Annotated in this window: 14 protein-coding genes; 5 read left to right on the top strand and 9 right to left on the bottom strand. The window is 60.0% G+C overall.

Annotated features, from left to right (window positions below):
• Positions 1–148: 148 nt before the first annotated feature.
• Positions 149–2,389 (bottom strand): TonB-dependent receptor, encoded by a 2,241-nt coding sequence (locus Q6D67_RS17180; RefSeq protein WP_304706901.1) that lies wholly within the window; start codon positions 2,387–2,389, stop codon positions 149–151.
• A 176-nt stretch (positions 2,390–2,565) separates the two neighbouring features.
• Between Q6D67_RS17180 and Q6D67_RS17175 the strand changes: the two genes are divergently transcribed.
• Both Q6D67_RS17175 and Q6D67_RS17170 read left to right on the top strand, forming a co-directional pair.
• Positions 2,566–3,498 carry a DnaJ C-terminal domain-containing protein gene (locus tag Q6D67_RS17175; RefSeq protein WP_304706900.1) on the top strand — a complete coding sequence of 311 codons (933 nt, stop codon included), beginning with the start codon at positions 2,566–2,568 and terminating at the stop codon, positions 3,496–3,498.
• Positions 3,499–3,500: 2 nt separating this feature from the next.
• Positions 3,501–3,812, top strand: coding sequence for a chaperone modulator CbpM (locus Q6D67_RS17170; RefSeq protein ID WP_304706899.1), 312 nt, complete (start codon positions 3,501–3,503; stop codon positions 3,810–3,812).
• 36 nt (positions 3,813–3,848) lie between these two features.
• Here the strand turns inward: Q6D67_RS17170 and Q6D67_RS17165 are convergent, their stop codons facing one another.
• Positions 3,849–4,220, bottom strand: a complete 372-nt coding sequence (locus Q6D67_RS17165; protein WP_304706898.1) for a VOC family protein — start codon at positions 4,218–4,220, stop codon at positions 3,849–3,851.
• Between the two features lie 139 nt (positions 4,221–4,359).
• Between Q6D67_RS17165 and Q6D67_RS17160 the strand changes: the two genes are divergently transcribed.
• Positions 4,360–5,721: a YihY/virulence factor BrkB family protein gene (locus Q6D67_RS17160; RefSeq protein WP_304706897.1), complete on the top strand. Its 1,362-nt coding sequence runs from the start codon at positions 4,360–4,362 to the stop codon at positions 5,719–5,721.
• A 6-nt stretch (positions 5,722–5,727) separates the two neighbouring features.
• Here the strand turns inward: Q6D67_RS17160 and Q6D67_RS17155 are convergent, their stop codons facing one another.
• The 6 genes from Q6D67_RS17155 to coxB form a co-directional block, all read right to left on the bottom strand.
• Positions 5,728–7,413, bottom strand: a complete 1,686-nt coding sequence (locus Q6D67_RS17155; RefSeq protein ID WP_304706896.1) for an alpha/beta fold hydrolase — start codon at positions 7,411–7,413, stop codon at positions 5,728–5,730.
• Between the two features lie 91 nt (positions 7,414–7,504).
• Positions 7,505–7,933 (bottom strand): peptidylprolyl isomerase, encoded by a 429-nt coding sequence (locus Q6D67_RS17150; protein WP_304706895.1) that lies wholly within the window; start codon positions 7,931–7,933, stop codon positions 7,505–7,507.
• A gap of 325 nt (positions 7,934–8,258) precedes the next feature.
• Complete coding sequence (locus tag Q6D67_RS17145) at positions 8,259–9,041, bottom strand: cytochrome c oxidase assembly protein (protein WP_304706894.1); 783 nt, start codon at positions 9,039–9,041, stop codon at positions 8,259–8,261.
• Positions 9,038–9,385 carry a hypothetical protein gene (locus Q6D67_RS17140; RefSeq protein ID WP_304706893.1) on the bottom strand — a complete coding sequence of 116 codons (348 nt, stop codon included), beginning with the start codon at positions 9,383–9,385 and terminating at the stop codon, positions 9,038–9,040. The genes Q6D67_RS17145 and Q6D67_RS17140 overlap by 4 nt, the downstream gene beginning before the upstream one ends.
• Positions 9,385–11,916: a cytochrome c oxidase subunit I gene (gene ctaD, locus Q6D67_RS17135; protein ID WP_304706892.1), complete on the bottom strand. Its 2,532-nt coding sequence runs from the start codon at positions 11,914–11,916 to the stop codon at positions 9,385–9,387. Before ctaD ends, Q6D67_RS17140 begins: the two co-directional genes overlap by 1 nt.
• Complete coding sequence (gene coxB, locus Q6D67_RS17130; protein WP_304706891.1) at positions 11,909–12,643, bottom strand: cytochrome c oxidase subunit II; 735 nt, start codon at positions 12,641–12,643, stop codon at positions 11,909–11,911. Before coxB ends, ctaD begins: the two co-directional genes overlap by 8 nt.
• A 21-nt stretch (positions 12,644–12,664) precedes the next feature.
• Here coxB and Q6D67_RS17125 point away from each other — a divergent pair, with 21 nt between their 5' ends.
• Positions 12,665–13,144 (top strand): DUF2231 domain-containing protein, encoded by a 480-nt coding sequence (locus Q6D67_RS17125; protein WP_304706890.1) that lies wholly within the window; start codon positions 12,665–12,667, stop codon positions 13,142–13,144.
• A 32-nt stretch (positions 13,145–13,176) separates the two neighbouring features.
• Here the strand turns inward: Q6D67_RS17125 and Q6D67_RS17120 are convergent, their stop codons facing one another.
• A complete protein-coding gene (locus Q6D67_RS17120) occupies positions 13,177–13,638 on the bottom strand; it encodes a CopD family protein (protein WP_304706889.1) in 462 nt (153 codons plus the stop codon).
• 443 nt (positions 13,639–14,081) lie between these two features.
• Between Q6D67_RS17120 and Q6D67_RS17115 the strand changes: the two genes are divergently transcribed.
• Complete coding sequence (locus Q6D67_RS17115; protein ID WP_304706888.1) at positions 14,082–16,556, top strand: membrane-bound PQQ-dependent dehydrogenase, glucose/quinate/shikimate family; 2,475 nt, start codon at positions 14,082–14,084, stop codon at positions 16,554–16,556.
• The last annotated feature ends 472 nt before the right edge of the window (positions 16,557–17,028 follow it).

The following is a 17,028-nucleotide window of genomic DNA, read 5'->3' as shown; positions in this document are numbered from 1 at the left end:
GCGCTCCTACCCCCCCTTGAGGTGGGAGCCCGCTCTGCGGGCGATCGCGCGGGGACCGCGCTCCTACCCCCCCCCTTGAGGTGGGAGCCCGCTGGCCCAGGCCACCTTCTCTGTCCGCTGCGCGGCCATTCACCTTGTCCGCGGGCGATCAGAACTCGTAGGTAGCCTCTACCCCGTAACTGCGCGGGTCGCCGTAGTAGCTCACGGTCCAGATGCCGAACGGAATGGTGTTGATGCGGTATTCCTTGTCCAGCAGGTTCTTGCCCCAGAGCGCGAACTTCATCGACTGACCATTGCCCACCGGGACATTGGCCAGGGTGAGACGGCCGTTGAACAGGCTGTAGGGCTTGACCTGGGAGGTCGCGTTCTGGACGGGTTCGATGTAGGGCACGTGGCGGTCCACGAACTCGTAGTCCAGGCGCGCGGTCAGGTCGCCCCAGCTGCCGGCAGCGACGCTGTATTCGGCCGAGAGGGCGGCGCTGTTCTGCGGCGCGTAAGGGAAGTCCTTCTGGTCTTTTACGTCGACACCGTTCTCGATGAACTCGCCATAGCTGGGGTCCAGGTAACCGTAGCTGGCCGAGAGCTCCAGGTCAGGCGTTGGCAGGGCCACCAGTTCCACCTCGAAACCCTGGATGGTCGCTTCGCCGGCATTCTGGACAATGGAAGCGGCACTGCTGCCAGCGATGAAGATCGACATCTGCATGTCGGTTGAGTCGTTGTAGAACCAGGCGCCGTTGAACTGCAGGCGGTTGTCCAGCCAGCGCGACTTGATGCCCAACTCGTAGGAGAGGATCTCCTCCGCATCGTAGGGTGTGGTGAAGGCCGCCTCGAAGGGTGCCTCGCCGTTGAAGCCCCCGGCTTTCCAGCCCTTGGCAACCTTGCCGTAGAGGTTGATGTTATCGCTGGCATCCCAGGCGGCAACGAATGTCGGCGAGACGTCGTTGAAGGTCTTTTTGGCCTGGCCGGAGAAGGGTGCGGGGTTGCCCAGGGCATCGACGTCATTGGGGTGGTCGATGTAGGTGTCCTTGGTCTCCTCGGTCCAGCGTACGCCGAAGGTCAGGGTCAGGCGATCCTGAAACATGGCGGCGGCCGGACGCCAGTCGACCTGGCCGAAGGCAGCGATGGAGTCATTGTCAAAGCCGTAACGGTTGTTCGAGGTCGGCGCACCGAAGGCACCGAAGAAGCTGATCGGGTTGAACACGTCGGACTCTTCCTCAAAGTAGTAGAGGCCGAGGACATAGTTGGTGCGATCGGTGGTGCCGATCATCTGCAGCTCGTGGGACGCCTGGTCGTAGTCGATGAACCGGGCTGAGGTGAACAGGTTCACCGGTGAGCCGTCGATGTCCAGATCGTCGTCCCAGCTCAATGTGCGGGTATTGCCGATGTAGCGCAGGGTCACGTCACCCAGCATACCCCAGGTGCCGGCGTCGTAGTCGGCAAACAGGGATTGGGAGATGGATTTGGAGCGCTCGAACTTGGCCTGGTCCAGGCTCACGCTGTCGCGGTTCTCGTTCTCACCGCTGAGATAGGGTGCCAGCAGGGCGTTGACGCCCGCGAAGTCGTTCGGGTCCAGCCAGGTCAACTGGTTCTTGGAAGGTGCCAGGTCCAGGTCGCTGTAGTCCCAGGTGTAGCGCAGGGAGAAGCGGTCCGTGGCATCCCACAGGATGTCGTAGCGGCCGGTCCGGTTGTCGAGATTATTGAACTCGTCGATCAGGACGGGGTTCGCCAGCGGGTTGCCAAAGGGGTCGTTGACGTTGTCATAGAACCCGTCGCGCTTGCGGTAGGAAGCGGTCAGCTTGGCCATTATCTCACCGGCGCCGCCCAGGGCCAGCGCTGGCGTGTCGATGGTGGCGTAAAGGGTGCGCAGGTTTTCACTGCCCGCACCAACGCGCAGTTTCCCGCCCAGTTCCCCGGTGGGTTTGCTGGTAATCAGGTTGACCGCGCCGCCCACTGTGTTCTTGCCGTACAGGGTGCCCTGTGGCCCGCGCAGCATTTCCACGCGTTCCAGCTCGGCAATATCAAAAATACCGCCGACGTTCTTGCCGATGAACACGCCATCCAGGTAGATGCCCACGGTGGGCTCCCAGGTAATGGCGGGGTTGATGGTTGCCGAGCCGCGGATGGCGATGGTCGCGGCCGAGGTGTTGGAGGGTGAGCGAGTGATCTTGACGTTGGGAACCGAGGTGCCCAGGTCGTCGATGGTGTTGACGCCTTTTTGCTCCAGGGCATCGGCATTGAACGCCGCGATCGAGATTGGCGCGTCCTGCAGGGTCTGTTCCCGCTTCTGGGCGGTTACCACCACCTCTTCCAGCCCCTGGGCCATCAGGTTGGCGCTGCCGGTGCCGATACAGGCCGCGACCAGCAGGGTTATGGGTTTGCGTGCGTACATGGAGAAAAACCTCTCGTTAATATGGGGGTGGAACTCGGGCCGACACCTTAGTGGCACCCCGGCCGGGCTGCATACCTTGTTTGGGGTATACCGCCCACAGGTCTTTGGACGTTGCTCGGTTGCTGGCGCCTGTGTACATTGATAGCCGAATAGCCAGCTATATTCCAGGTGCCCCTATGGAGTTCAAGGACTATTACCAGATACTGGGCGTAGAGCCGGATGCGGAGGTCAAGGATATCAAAATTGCCTACCGCAAGCTCGCCCGCAAGTACCATCCGGATCTGAATCCCGAACCCGGGGCCGAAGCCAGTTTCAAAGAGGTGGCGGAGGCCTGGGAGGTACTCAAGGATTCCGGCCGCCGAGCGGAGTATGACGAATTGCGTCGCTACGGTGGCCGCCGCGACCAGCAGTTTGAGCCGCCACCGGGCTGGGAGTCATCCGCCGGCGCCGGCGCCGGGCAGTTCGAAGGGGATTTTTCCGATTTCTTCAACAGTGTTTTTGGCGCCGACTTTAGCCAGCAGGGTCCCGCAGGTCGCCAGAATCGACCGGGACAGGATGTGGAAATCGAGTTGCCGCTGTTCCTGGAACAGACTCTGGAGTCTTTCGCCAAGCCGGTAGAGTACCGGATGTCGGTGTTTGTACAGGGGCAGTTGCGGGAGCTGAAAAAATCACTGAAGGTGACGATTCCAGCTGGCGTCAGTGATGGTGAGCGCATCCGCGTCCGTGGCCAGGGCGCGCCCGGTCCCGGTGACGGCCCTGCGGGCGACCTCTATTTACATGTGCGGCTGGTGCCGCATCCGCTGTTTGACGTCGAGGGCCACAATCTGCTGTTAACGGTGCCGATCGCGCCGTGGGAAGCCGCGCTGGGAGCCAAGATCACGGTGCCGACCCTGACCGGTAAAATCAGCCTGACGGTGAAGCCGAACAGCCAGTCCGGGCAGAAGCTGCGGATAGCGGGCAAGGGTCTGGTCAGCCGGACCGGGCGCGGCGACCTGTATGTGGTGCTCAATGTAGTGATACCGCAGGAAAGTCCTGCTGCCGTGCGAGCGCTTTGGCAGCAACTGGCGGAACAAGCCGCCTTCGATCCGCGGGCAGAGTGGGGTAAATGACTATGAGCAGCAGCGCGTTGAGAATATCCCTGCGGGAACTGTGTGAGTGCGAACAGGTTTCGCGGCAGTGGCTGGTCACGATCGTGGAACACGACATCGTAAGCCCGGTGTCCGTTGCCGGGGAGGTTGACGACTGGATCTTTGAAACCCGCAGCGTGCAGTGGGTCAAGCGGGCGATACGCTTGCATAAAGACCTGGAGCTGGACTGGGTGGCCGTCGCCTTGATCCTCGAATTGCAGCAGCAGCGGGAGCAGTTGCTACTGGAAAACCGCTGCCTGCAACAGCGCCTGCAGCGGTTTCTGGTAGAAGACTAGTACCCTGCCCGGGAGGCAGGGCGCTGGCCGGCGGCTTCAGCCGAAGACGTAGAAGGCCATTTTGTTGCCGTCAGGGTCGCGTACGTAGGCGCCGTAGAACATGTCGGGGATGCGCTGGCCCGGCTCGCCGTCGCAGCTCGCGCCCAGGCCGATGGCCTTGTGGTACAGCTTGTCGACATTTTCCTTGGTGCCCGCGCCAACGGCGAACATGTTGCCGTTCCCGGGGTGTGGATCTTCCTCGTTGTAGGGAATGCATACCGCCAGCATGGGCTGGTCCATGCCCTTGCCAATGAAAGCGATGCGGTCCATTTCCATGAGCACGCTGGCACCGAGGTCGGCCAGCAATTCACTGTAGAAGGCCTTGGCCTTGGCAATATCCTTAACGCCGATAGTGACATATCCGATCATTTTCTCTCTCCTTGCAGGTGCGGCATCTGAAAGCCGGGCGACAGAATAGCGGAATTCCCGACGCCAGCCTATGCCCCTCGGCGCAGAAGATAATGCGCTATCATGGGAATTCACAGGCAGACCGAAGGGGCAGGACGCCATGCAGAGCCCGGTGGGCATTTACGGCAAGGTCAAGGGGTTTCTCCACACCGAATTGTGGCGCGGGGACATTGAACACCTGCACTGGCCGCAGCGCCTGGCCTACAAGATCATTCGCTTCGTGTACGTGCTGATCCGGGAAGTCTCCACCGGCCAGCTGACCCTGCGCGCCATGAGCCTGGTTTTCACCAGCCTGCTCTCCATGGTGCCCCTGATCGCGGTCAGTTTTTCGGTACTCAAGGCCTTCGGTGTCCACAACCAGATCGAGCCCCTGCTACATAACCTGGTAGAGCCTCTGGGCGCGCAGGGTGACGAAATAGTGGTGAACGTTCTGGGTTTCGTGGAGAACATGAAAGTCGGCGTGCTGGGTTCGCTGGGGATGGCCCTGTTGCTGTACACCGTGATATCCCTGATCCAGAAAGTGGAAATTTCTTTCAACTATGTGTGGCACGCAGAGTCGTCCCGGACCCTGTCGCGTCGCTTCAGTGACTACCTGAGCGTGATCATGGTCGGGCCGGTGCTGGTATTTGCCGCCATGGGGCTGACCGCTTCCATGATGAACAGCGACATCATGCTGGCGGTAATGAGCGTGGAACCCTTTGGCAGCCTGCTGGTGCTGCTATCGCGTCTGGTGCCCTTCATACTGATCACTCTGGCTTTTACCTTCGTTTACATGTTCGTGCCCAATACACGGGTGAAGTTCGGCTCTGCCCTGGTGGGCGCCCTGGTCGGCGGCGTTCTGTGGCAGGGCACAGGTCTGGTGTTCGCCGAGTTTGCCGCCGGGTCCACCAGATATGCCGCAGTCTATGCCGGCTTCGCGATCCTGCTCATCTTCATGATCTGGCTCTACCTGAGCTGGCTGATCCTGCTTATCGGCGCCCAGGTGGCGTTCTTTCACCAGTACCCCGAGCGGATCCGGCTGGCCGACAAGCGATTGCCCCTCAGTGGCCGCTTCCGGGAACAGGTGGCGTTGCTGGTGATGTACCGGATCACCGATGTATTTGTGCACCGGGGCAGGCCCCTGACCCAGGAGATGCTGGCGGACCAGTTGCAAATGCCACTGGATCGCGTCGGTGAAATAGTGCAGTTACTCCAGCACCGTGGCTTGCTGGTCGAAACCGCCAGCGAACCGCCGGAGTTCCTGTTGGGCCAGGATCCCGCGACCCTGGGTCTGGCGCAACTGCTCGTCACGATTCGCAGCCCCCGGGAAGAGCAGGCACAGCTGGAGGGGAGAGTGGAGTCAACGGTGCCGGTGGACACCCTGCTAAGCCGGATGGATCAGGCGATCAATGAGGCTATGGGGGACGCCACCCTGCGGGATTTGGTCACCCGAGAGGCCGACGCCGAGGCGGCGCCGGTTTGATCTGCTCTAGCGCACGATCTCCGCGCGGATGATGTAGTCGAGCAGGGGGTAGTGCTGCCGCAACCAGGCCGCGCCCTCCTTTTCTATGGGGCCCTGGCGGCCCGCGCGCATACCGCCGCCGGCCTCTTCCCCGTACAGTGGGTAGAGCGTTTCCACCACATCCATGCCGGCGGTCACTTCGCCAAAGGGCGCGAATCCGTCTGCATCCAGTCGTGAGTTGTCGCCCAGGTTGATGTAAATCTGGGTGGTACGCGTATCGGGGCCGGTCATGGCAAAGGCGATCCGACTGGCTGTGTTGCTGGCCTGCACCGGGTCGTCGGCAATGCTGTTGCCTTTCCACACGGCGGTCACCGCGGGATCGGGGTTGAGGCCAAACTGGGCGATATAGCCTGACACTACGCGGTTGATGTGCACCCCGTCATAGAAGTGGTTTTTCACCAGCTGGTAGAACCGGTCCGCTCCGGTCGGCGCCCACGCCCGGGTCACCGTAATTTCGAAAGCGCCTTCGGTAGTGACGAACCGCGCGACGTATTCCTCCGGCGCCTGTTCGCTCCACGCCGGGTGGTCAGGATGCAGCAGCACTTCCTTGCTTACCGCTCTCGGCGTGCTATCGGTCGCCGCCAGCAACCGGGCCAGATACGGACCCCAGATAGTGGGCTGGGAGTGGGTGCCGTGGCCCCGGGTCATGGTCGTTATCGGCAGGATCACGGCCTGGGCTCCGGGAATCCGCGCAGTTTCCTGCTCGAGGATACCGAGTTCCGGCGGATTGACCTGGTCGTCCGCGGAGTTGATGGCAATCAGGGGTACGGTGATTTTCCCCAGATGTGGTGCGGGGTTGTAGAAGCGTGACGCGTCGAAAGCGTAAATCAGATCGTTGGCGTCGATGCTGGAGCGATAGCGCTCGACCAGCGTGTCCATCATTTCTTCCGCCGCTTCCCGGGTCGGCGCCGCCAGCTGGTACTGCAGTGGACTGGACACCATGAACAGTAGTGCATGCATGGCTTCCTTCAGCCCGGGTGGTTGTTCTTCGTAGTCGCCGCCATTCCACAGGGGGTCGTCCTTCACCGCATCTATCATCATCTTGCGGGTCATGCGGTTGCGCCCGGCGATCTCCACCGGCAGGCTGGCCAGCGGCAGCAGGGCGTCCATGAACTCCGGGTAGGTGTAACCCCAGACCCAGCTCATCATTCCGCCCATCGAAGTGCCGGTAACCAGCCGCAGGTGGTCGACCTGCAGGTGCTCGGTCAGAAGTCGGCGCTGCGCGCGCACCATATCGTCGTAGGTGTACCTGGGGAATCCAGCCCGGAGGCCATCGCTGGGTTTGCTTGAGAGACCGTGGCCGATTGCATCGGGGAGGATGATGAAGTACTCCGAGGCGTCCAGCAGTTGGCCCTTGCCAAAAAGCACGCCGGCGAAATTGTCTCTGAGGAAGCCGCCACCCTGACCGGTGGTGCCGTGCATGATCAATACCGCATTGCTGACCTTGCCGTCCGGCCCTTGGCGCGGACTGCCGAGGGTGCGGTAGTGTTGCCGCAGGTCCTGCACATTGCCGTCATCGAAGGCAAAGGATTCGAGGATGAAGCTACCTTCCGCTGGCTCCGGGTAGTCCGAAGCCGTGGCGGGTAGCACCAGCAGGGCGCACAGGATGAGGAGAATGGCGTGGCATGTGGACTGGAGAGAGGCGAGGGTCATGGGGCTTTCCTGTGGGCAATGTCGAGTACGTGCTCTTTCCCCCATCAAAGCCCATCCCCAACCTCATGTCCATACCGGCGTTGCTGGCGCCTTAGCCGACCGAGACGATCTCGACCTCGAATGTCAGGTCTTTCCCCGCCAGTGGGTGATTGGCGTCCAGGGTGACGGCCTCCTCGGTCACTTCGGCTACCTGTACCGGCACCGCGTTGCCATCGGGCGTTTGCATTTGCAGCATCGAGCCCACATCCAGCGGGATATCGGCCGGGATCTGTTCGCGCGGAATGGTTTGCCGCGCCTCAGCCTGATAATCGCCATAGGCCTCGGCGGCCGGGATGGTCACGGTTTTTTGCTCGCCCGCACTCATGCCGTCGATCGCACTGTCGAGGCCCGGAATAATCTGCCCCGAGCCCAGTTGGAATTCCAGCGGGTCGCGCCCGTCGGAACTGTCGAACACCGAGCCGTCCTGCAATGTGCCGGTATAGTGAATTTGTACGGTGTTGCCCGCTTTCGCTTGCGTCATGGGGTTTCCTTTAGCGTGGGGGGAGTGAGTTGACTGAGGTGCGCTGGATTGCGCGATGACTCAGGCGAAATAGTGGCGGCTGAAGCCACGATTGTAAACCCTACTATTCGGTCCCGGTCAAATGGGTGGATTGCTCCATGGTCAGAGCAAGCCAGGTGCGGAGGTGCTTTACATGGCGCCGCTCCGCGGTGAGCGCGGCGTCCATCCGCGAGGCGAGTTCGGTTTGCTTCATTCCGCTCGCGAGTTCGTAGGAGTGGGGGCCAGATTTCGACGCGGCTAAAGATGGGGGAGCTGACCACATCGGGAGTTATGCCGCCCTGATCCGTCAAGGTATTTTCCGGTACCAGACGCTTCCAATCCCCACGCTGGCCATCAAATAGGGAATTGCGCCCGCTACCCACATGATCAACCCCGCCAGCTGTTGGTCTTCAAGCTCTCTACCCTCACCGTACAGGGGCGCCCGGGCAAAGGTAAGAATAGCTCCCAGAAAGCCTGTGTGCATGAGTGTCAGCAACAATGCCAACAGAGCCCAGGGTGCATTTCTGTGGGTACTGTTTAACACTGCCCACCAGAAAAGCCCGGCACTAATTATGAAACAGGCATGTTCGATGAGATGCCACCAGGGGTTTTCCAGAGCGAGAAGGTAAAAAACCGGCATATGCCAGAACCAGATCACCGCGCCGTGGAGCCAGGCCGCGAGTACGGGATGGAGTGTAAGTCGGAACATGGGTTGCCAGATCAGGGAGAGGAATCTGCCACCACCGGCGGCAATCTGTGGCAAGGGGTGGGCCAGAGCCCACAGCGGTGCGACCACCACCATGAACAGCATATGCTGCACCATATGCGCGGCGGCACTGGTTTCCGCCAGTTCGTCCAGCGGCCCGAGAACCGCTACCAGGCACAGCGCGGTAGCAGCATGAAAATAAAGATCACGATGCCGTTGCGGTGGCTTGCGACGTGAACCCACCTTATAGAACAGCCAGAATAGCGCCAGCAGCAAAACGCCGACCAGGGCGGCCAGTTGTTCCTGGTCGCCACTGGCCAGCGGATTGTGGGGAAACGCCACCGGACTGTAGCCGAGCAGGAACGGCAGAAAGGCGACGCTCATATACACGGCGGCAGGAGGATCACAGGTACGCCGAGTATCAGGGTGGAAGAAGCGGTTAGCAGGTAGGCGCCGGCTGACACCCTGCCGATAAACTCTCTACTGCCGTTACCGCTGCTATTGGCGGATGCCGCCCGCCAGCACTGGTAACTCAGGGTGGCCAGCAACAGGGCAACAATGACAGTCCCGAGCAGCAGGATGCCATTGAGCCACGTCATCGCGCCCTGACTTGTTGCGGGCGGTATCCGGCTACAAACCACTGACAGGCTGGCGTATAGCGCGACAAACCACCCCGCCCACAGCATCGGGCCCAGTACCAGATGCAGTGGATGGCCTGGTCGGAACATTACAGATCTCCCCCTGCAAAAGCGCCAAATGTCTTCGGCAGAAGAAAGAAAACGGCAAATCCCAGCCAGAAAATACCCAGGGTATAGGTCCAGAATGGCTGCAATACCAACGGCTCATAGGGAAGCCTGGCGCTGACATAGCCGATCCGCACGCGCAGCGCCTGCATGGCGGTAAGCAATACTGCCAGGCCGCTATGGATTAGCAGGTAGAGCAACATCACCATCAGCACTGCGTCATGGGACAGGGATCGGGGGGAGAGGGGGGCTATCAGCAGCACACTTAACAGCAGTCCAAAATGGCCTGCGCCTATGGTGGTTGCCAGCCACAGCCGACCCTGTAGCTGACTGGCATTGCCAGCCCTGAGTCGTCTTGTTCCGCTGCGGTACACGAGCACAGTCGCAATGAGCAGCAATCCGCTGCCGAGCAAGGGCCATAGGGCCAAAGGGCTTTCTTCCGGCGCCGACCACCGTGGCGCTACTGTCCACAGATAAAACCAGCCAAACAGCAGTGCTGCATACAGAGTTCCATTGGCCATCAGGGCCACCACCATGCCCCACAGGCCCGGTCCGTCGCAGGTCCGTGAGTGCAGAGGCGGATCCACGGGTTCCTGCTCATCCACGGGGTCAGCGCGAGGATGCGCACCGTTGTGCCAACTCCAGCGTAGCAGTACCAATACGGCGCCAACGGTGGCGAACACTGCCAACGGGTAGAGCCTCAGCAACAGGCTGATACACAGCAGACCGATCATCACCGCGGCTTGCAGTGGCAACCAGGAATTCGAGGGTAGATGAAAAATCTCCCGCACCTGGCCTGTTATGGCATCAGAGCCGTAGGTCTCGCGGCGGATATGATCGAGTTCCGCAAGCCCGTGTTCACCCGCGGCGATGGTCCGGGGCAACTGCGGATTCTCCCAAAGAGGGTGGCGGCTGTGAACAGTCGGCAGGCTGACAAAGTTGTAGGAGCTGGCGGGCATGGTGGTGGCCCATTCCAGGGTATCGGCGGCCCAGGGATTGACCGACGCGCGGCGCCCGAAACGGAAGTGGAGGATGAAATCCACCAGCAGCATGGCTACACCCAGGGCCATCACAAAGCCCCCGATGGAAGACAACAGATTGAGCCAGTCCCAGCCGAGTCCGGCTTCGTAGGTGTAAATGCGCCGGGGCATACCCAGTAGGCCGGTGAGGTGCATGAGCAGAAAGGTCAGGTTAAAACCGCCAAAAATCAGCCAGAACACCCATCGACCCAGTGTCAGCGACGGCATGCGCCCGGAAAAATGCGGCAGCCAATAATAGAACCCGGCGATCAGCGGGAACAGCATGCCCCCCACTAGCACGTAATGCATATGGGCCACCACAAAATGGGTGTCGTGAACTTGCCAGTTAAAGGGCACCAGCGCCAGCATTACCCCGGTAAGGCCGCCGCAGACAAATATCACCAGAAAGCCGAAGATCCACAACATCGGCAGGCTGTAGCGCACCCGGCCACCCCACAAGGTGGCGAGCCAGGCAAACAGCTGGATGGCGGTAGGCACCGCCACCAGCATGCTGGCCACGGAAAAAAACGCCTGGGCGAGTGCGGGAATGCCCACGGTGAACATGTGATGCACCCAAAGCCCAAAGCTGACGAAGAGGGTGAGGATGATGGCCAGCACTATCCAGTTATAACCCACCAGGGGACGGCCGGCGAAAGCCGGAATCACCGTTGACACAATCCCCGCAGCAGGCAGGAACAGGATGTACACCTCCGGATGGCCGAACATCCAGAACAGGTGCTGCCATAGCAGGGGATCGCCGCCGCCCTCGACCGTGAAAAATACCCAGCCAGCTGCGCGCTCCAGCTCCAGCATAATGCTTGCCAGAACCAGCGGCGGAAAACCGAATACGATCATCAACGCCATGGCAAGGATGTACCAGCAAAAGATCGGCATCTTTCCCAGGGACATACCCGTGGTACGGGAGCGCAGAATGGATACGACCAGCTCTACTCCCGCTGAAATCGCGGAAATCTCCACAAAGGTAATGCCGAGCAGCCAGAAGTCCGGCCCGCGCCCCGGTGAATAGCTGGCGTCGCTAAGCGGTGTATACATAAACCAGCCGGCATCCGGAGCTATTCCCATTATCAGGCTTGAGACAACAATCACACCGCCAAAGAGGTAACAGTAATAGCCCAGGGCACTAATACGGGGAAAAACCAGGTCGCGAGCGCCTATCATCTTCGGCACCAGGTAGATGGCCAGGCCTTCAAGCACCGGGATGGCAAACAGGAACATCATCACCGTGCCGTGCATGGTGAATACCTGGTTGTAGACCCCGGGGCCGAGAATTGCTTGGTCCGGCAGGGCCAGCTGGGTGCGCACCAGCATGGCAAGAAGGCCACCGATGAGAAAAAACACCATCCCCGTGACCATGAAGCGAATGCCGATGGACGTATGGTTGACCGCTGCGAGGGCGCCCCAGCCCGGCAAGTTGCCCCACACTTTTTCCAGGCGCTGGTGCAGCTGTTCATTTTTCGTATTGAGGTGTTCAGTCACTGGCGCTGGCCTCTGTCAACCATGCTGCAAAATCGCCAGGCGCATGCGCTGTTACCGTAAACTGCATATGGGCGTGATTCAGACCACAGAACTCGGCGCACTGGCCGCGATACGTATCCGCTATATCCGCCTGCAGGCGCAGCACGTTGGTACGCCCGGGTATCATATCGAGTTTTCCTCCCAGCCTTGGTACCCAGAAGGAATGGACCACATCGGCACTGGTGAGGTGCAGATCTACCGGCACGCCAACCGGGATATGCACCTCATTCCTGAGCTGGATGCCACTGCCCGGGTAACTCACCTGCCACCACCACTGATGGCCCGTGACATCAATGCGCAGTATCTCACCTCCCTCCAGGGGCAGCGGGAGCATCTTGTGACCGATGGGTATGCCAAAGGCCAGCAGTACCGCGATTGCCGCCCAGGGAAGGAGCAATCCGCCGCCAATGATCCAGCGCTGCTGGATACGCCGAAGCTGCTGGTCATCCCCTGTCTTCTGCGCGCCAAACATGGCCCCCAGCCATAATCCCACCACTGCCAGCAGTACCAGCATTGCCAAGGTGAACATCCACCACCACAGTCCGGCGCTACCTGCCGCGGACGGCCCAGCGGGGTCCAGTGTCGAGAAGGGTCCGGCACAGCCGGCCAACGACAGAGGGGTGATAACCGTGGCGATGCCTGATAATCTGGGCGTCAGGTTCCGGTGGATCCCACTGATCCGGTGCATTGGCAGTATCCGAGGTAGCGGATGGCGCAAAGCCCTATTCTTAGCAAGATGGCCATTCACGGCCATCCCCTCCACCCCATGCTGATTCACTTCCCGGTGGCAGCCCTGATGGCGTTGGTGGCCACCGACCTGGCTTTTATCTTCAGTAATGATTATTTCTGGGCCCGTGCCGGCCTGTGGCTGGCGGGCGCCGGCGCTTTGGGGGGATGGGTGTCGGGCCTGGTGGGGCTGATAGATCTGACAACCGTAGCCCGAATTCGCTGCCTGATCAATGCATGGTGTCATGCCATTCTGGCGGTGATGCTGCTCTCGCTGGCAACGCTCAACTGGCTGCTGCGGATCGACGCACCGGAGCTCCGAATTCTGCCTTGGGGAATCTATATTTCGTTGTTGACCGCATTGCTTATTGCCATGACCGGTATTCTTGGGGGAAGACTGGTCTATGAATATGCTGTCGGGGTGGATATGGAAGAAACTGCCTCCGGACCCACTCTGCCATAATGTCCGTTCGCTGAACCTGCGAACAGGCAAGCTCACGGTACGGGAACCACGTCTGGCTTGGCCAGGACTGTCCAGAGGATGGCCATAATCAAAAGAGCCTGAACTGCCGCCAGCAGCACGCAGCGCATTGTCACGGGCCTGCCGCCGTCCGGATGTTCGCCCCAAGGGTCGCCACGGTTGGTTGTCGCTCTCAACACCAGAAGTCCCAGCAGGGTATGGCAGACCACCAGGCCCACCACCAGCGTGAGCTTTGCCATAAGCCAGCCGTCGATAGTGCGATTGAAAACGAATACAACGGTGCCGGAGATAATGGCCACCAGCGCTGCAGGAGTGGCGAGATGGGTAAACACCAGTCTTTCCAACGCGCCGACCTTACTGTGAGTTCTCTGCAGCTCAACACGTCCGCTAGCAACGCCGACCATCAGGACCGGAAGATAAAGCAGTGCCGCGCACCACAATAGCAGGGCGGAAATATGCAGCACAAGAATCCACATTCCCAAGTAAGACTCCGTCGGATACTGTCGCAAGCGAGTGTGCAGACGCCCCCAGCCCCAAGCATCGCTTCCAAGTCCAGTGTAGAAGTCCCGGCAGTACTTGCAACTATGGATGCTTTCTCTCCGATGCTCGCCGTCATACCGGGCGGGTATGTGTCCGTTCAGACTCGCAAACGATTTGTGAGCTCGCGCACATATTTTTTTGCTGGGATATGCAACTGTAATCCAACATGGATCGCTCCGAAATGCGTCACAGGGGCGCTGGATTCCCAGTGACTGCGCCTGGAGGACCAGTGTGATTATCCACATAATAGGGCAAGCCCTGGCTGCGGTTGTGCCCTGGAACATTATTGTGTGCTACTTGCCCAGGGAGTGTCGCTGTGGTTCAAGCTGATAGTTCGCATCAGGTTTCGCGAGATGCGCGCCACTGGTTGACCACTACCATGGCGCTTATCCTGCTTGTGTTCGCTATTCCGATGATCGCGGGAGGCATGTGGCTGATAGTGATCGCCGGCTCCTGGTACTATTTTCTCGCCGGCACGCTGCTACTGGGTTCAGCCGTAAATCTCTTGCGGCGCTCGCTCTGGGCCATCTGGCTCTATCTCGGCTGCTATCTGTTCACGCTTATCTGGGCATTTTGGGAGGTGGGGCTCAGTCTGTGGCCCCTGATGCCACGCCTTCTCCCTTTCACCGTTTTACTCATTCCGATGCTCGTATGTTTCCGTTTCCTGCGGGACCGTGGCGATGACACCGCGACGCGCGCTCCGCTGTTCGTCGTTCCGGTGGCATTGGCGCTTGCTGCGGTTGTCGTTGTTGCTGACCTGGTATTGCCGCAGTATCCCCTGAACTCGCCCAACATCCCCGTGCAGAGAGACATGCGAGAACGCACACCGCCTGCTTCTTCAAGCACGCGTGCCGCGCCAAGTGAAAACGCGATAGTGTCTACCGGAAGGTCAGCTGTTGAGGTGGCGCTACAGACCGGCGCTGACTGGCCAGCCTATGGGGGAACGTATCACGCCATGCGCTATTCTCCGCTGGAGCAGATTATTCGGGAGAACGTGGGTGAGTTGACTCGTGTGTGGCATTACCGCACTGGGGATATGCCCCGGGAAGGTGATGGTAGCGGCGGGAAATACGCGGCGGAAACAACACCGCTGGTGGTGGATGGAAACATGTATCTTTGCACGCCGATGACCCAGCTGCTCAGCCTGGATGCTGTGACAGGGGAGGAGCGCTGGCGCTACGATCCGGTCGTATCAAAAGAATCCATACCCTATAGTGCGACCTGCCGGGGTGTTGCCTGGTATCGCACACCGGATGCCGCCATGCAGCCCGGCCAGGAGCAGCCAGGGCGGGACGATTGTGGGGAACGTATCATAGCGGGCACGCTGGATGGTCGCCTGATTGCCGTCAGCGCGGCCTCTGGTTTGCCCTGCACCGGATTTGGTGACCGGGGTCAGGTAAACCTGCTTGACGGTATTGGTGAAAGCGTACCGGGCTTCCTGTCTGTTACTTCTCCGCCCACGATCGTGCGAGGTGTAGTCGTGATCGGGCACCAGGTACTGGATAACCAGCGCAGGGATGCGCCTTCGGGTGTCGTGCGCGGCTACGATGCAGTCACCGGGGAACTGGTGTGGGCCTGGGATATGCTGCAGCCCGAGCTGACAGGAGCGCCGCCCCCAGGCGAGACGTATTCGCGCGGTACACCGAATATGTGGACCATCGCCAGCGGCGACGAGGAACTGGGTCTGATGTACCTGCCCATGGGTAATGCCGCCAACGACTATTACGGTACCGACCGGACGGAAACGGAGAATCAATACTCGACCGCCCTGGTGGCGCTGGATGTCACCAGCGGCAAGGTGGTCTGGCGTTTCCAGACCGTGTACTACGATATCTGGGACTACGACCTCGGCTCGCAGGCCACGCTGGTGGACTACCCCGTTGCCGGGCGCTCCGTACCGGCGTTGGTGCTCAGCAGCAAGCAGGGAGACATCTACGTGATCGACAGGGCCACGGGCGAGCACCTGGTACCGATCGAGAAAAGGCCGGTGCCGCAGGGCGGCGTAGAAGCCGAAAATCTGTCGCCAGTGCAGCCGTTCTCCACCTATCATTCACTGGCCATGCCCGACCTGCGCGAAAGGGACATGTGGGGGATGACCCCCCTCGATCAGCTCTGGTGCAGAATCCAGTATCGTCGGTCGAGCTATGCGGGTATCTACACGCCGCCGACGGAAGACCGGCGCTGGATCCAGTTTCCAGGCTACAACGGGGGCTCAGACTGGGGCGGCGTGACGGTGGATCCGCAGCGCGGAATACTGGTCGCCAACTACAACAATATGCCCAACCATAACCGGCTGATGCCTCGCGAAGAGATAGACGCAACAGGCACCACCCCGATTGATGTCCCGGGGAAAGCAAGCGCTGGCAGTTCGCCTGATGATCTTGCGCCGCAGGCAGGCTCTCCGTTCGGGGTGGCCATTAACGCGGGTTGGCGTGTAAGGTTCACGGGTCTGCTGTGTACTCAGCCACCGTATGGAGGTATCCGGGCGATAGATCTGGCGACAGGCAAGACCCTCTGGGACCGTCCCCTGGGAGAAGCGAGACGCAACGGGCCATTTGGCATCTCCTCGCATCTTCCTGTGCTCATCGGTACACCAAACAATGGCGGTTCCATCGCCATCGCATCCGGGCTAGTGTTTATTGCTGCTGCGACCGATGACTTACTGATTGCCATTGACATTGAGACCGGCGAGACAGTGTGGCGAGAAAAGCTGCCGGCAGGCGGTCAGGCGACTCCCATCACCTACGAAGTGGACGGGCATCAGTATCTGACCATGATGGCCGGTGGTCACCATTTCATGGAGACACCGGTCGGCGATCATGTGATTACCTGGGCGCTGCCAACACCCCGCTGATGGCTGGTAGTGAATGAGCGACTTGATATTTGTCTTGGTGGGGAGATAGGAGCCGCAAAGAATACCTTAGACAATGAAAAACAACGAATAATATAAAGCATCATGCGATAACTACCGTCATAAATACCGTCAGTTCTTTTCGCGCGTTACTCTGGCGCCTCATGGTGCCACTCCACCTGCAGCCAGAGATGGGCACAAATGACTTGTTTCGGCTAAGGTTAAAAGGGTGCGCTGAAGTCACTTAACCCATTGTTTTGTATATAAAAAAAGCCCGAGTATATGCCGCCTCGGCTCCTTCTTCTCGCGGTCGTGATAATTAACGGTCTGGATCTATCCACATTTGCGGTAACGTTGTTTCGCGCCTGATTCAAACGTTTTGCCCCGTGTGCTGCTTAGATGTTAGGTAGTGTCCCGTCAAGTGGTGTAATTCCGGTCTCCAGATTCATCCCTCAGGCGGCCTCTGGTTGTGCCA

It is taken from the genome of Haliea sp. E1-2-M8, from assembly GCF_030649675.1.
In the GTDB taxonomy this organism is placed as follows: Bacteria; Pseudomonadota; Gammaproteobacteria; order Pseudomonadales; family Halieaceae; genus Haliea.
Note: the sequence above shows the minus strand (reverse complement) of the source record. Positions and strands in the feature narration are given on the sequence as shown.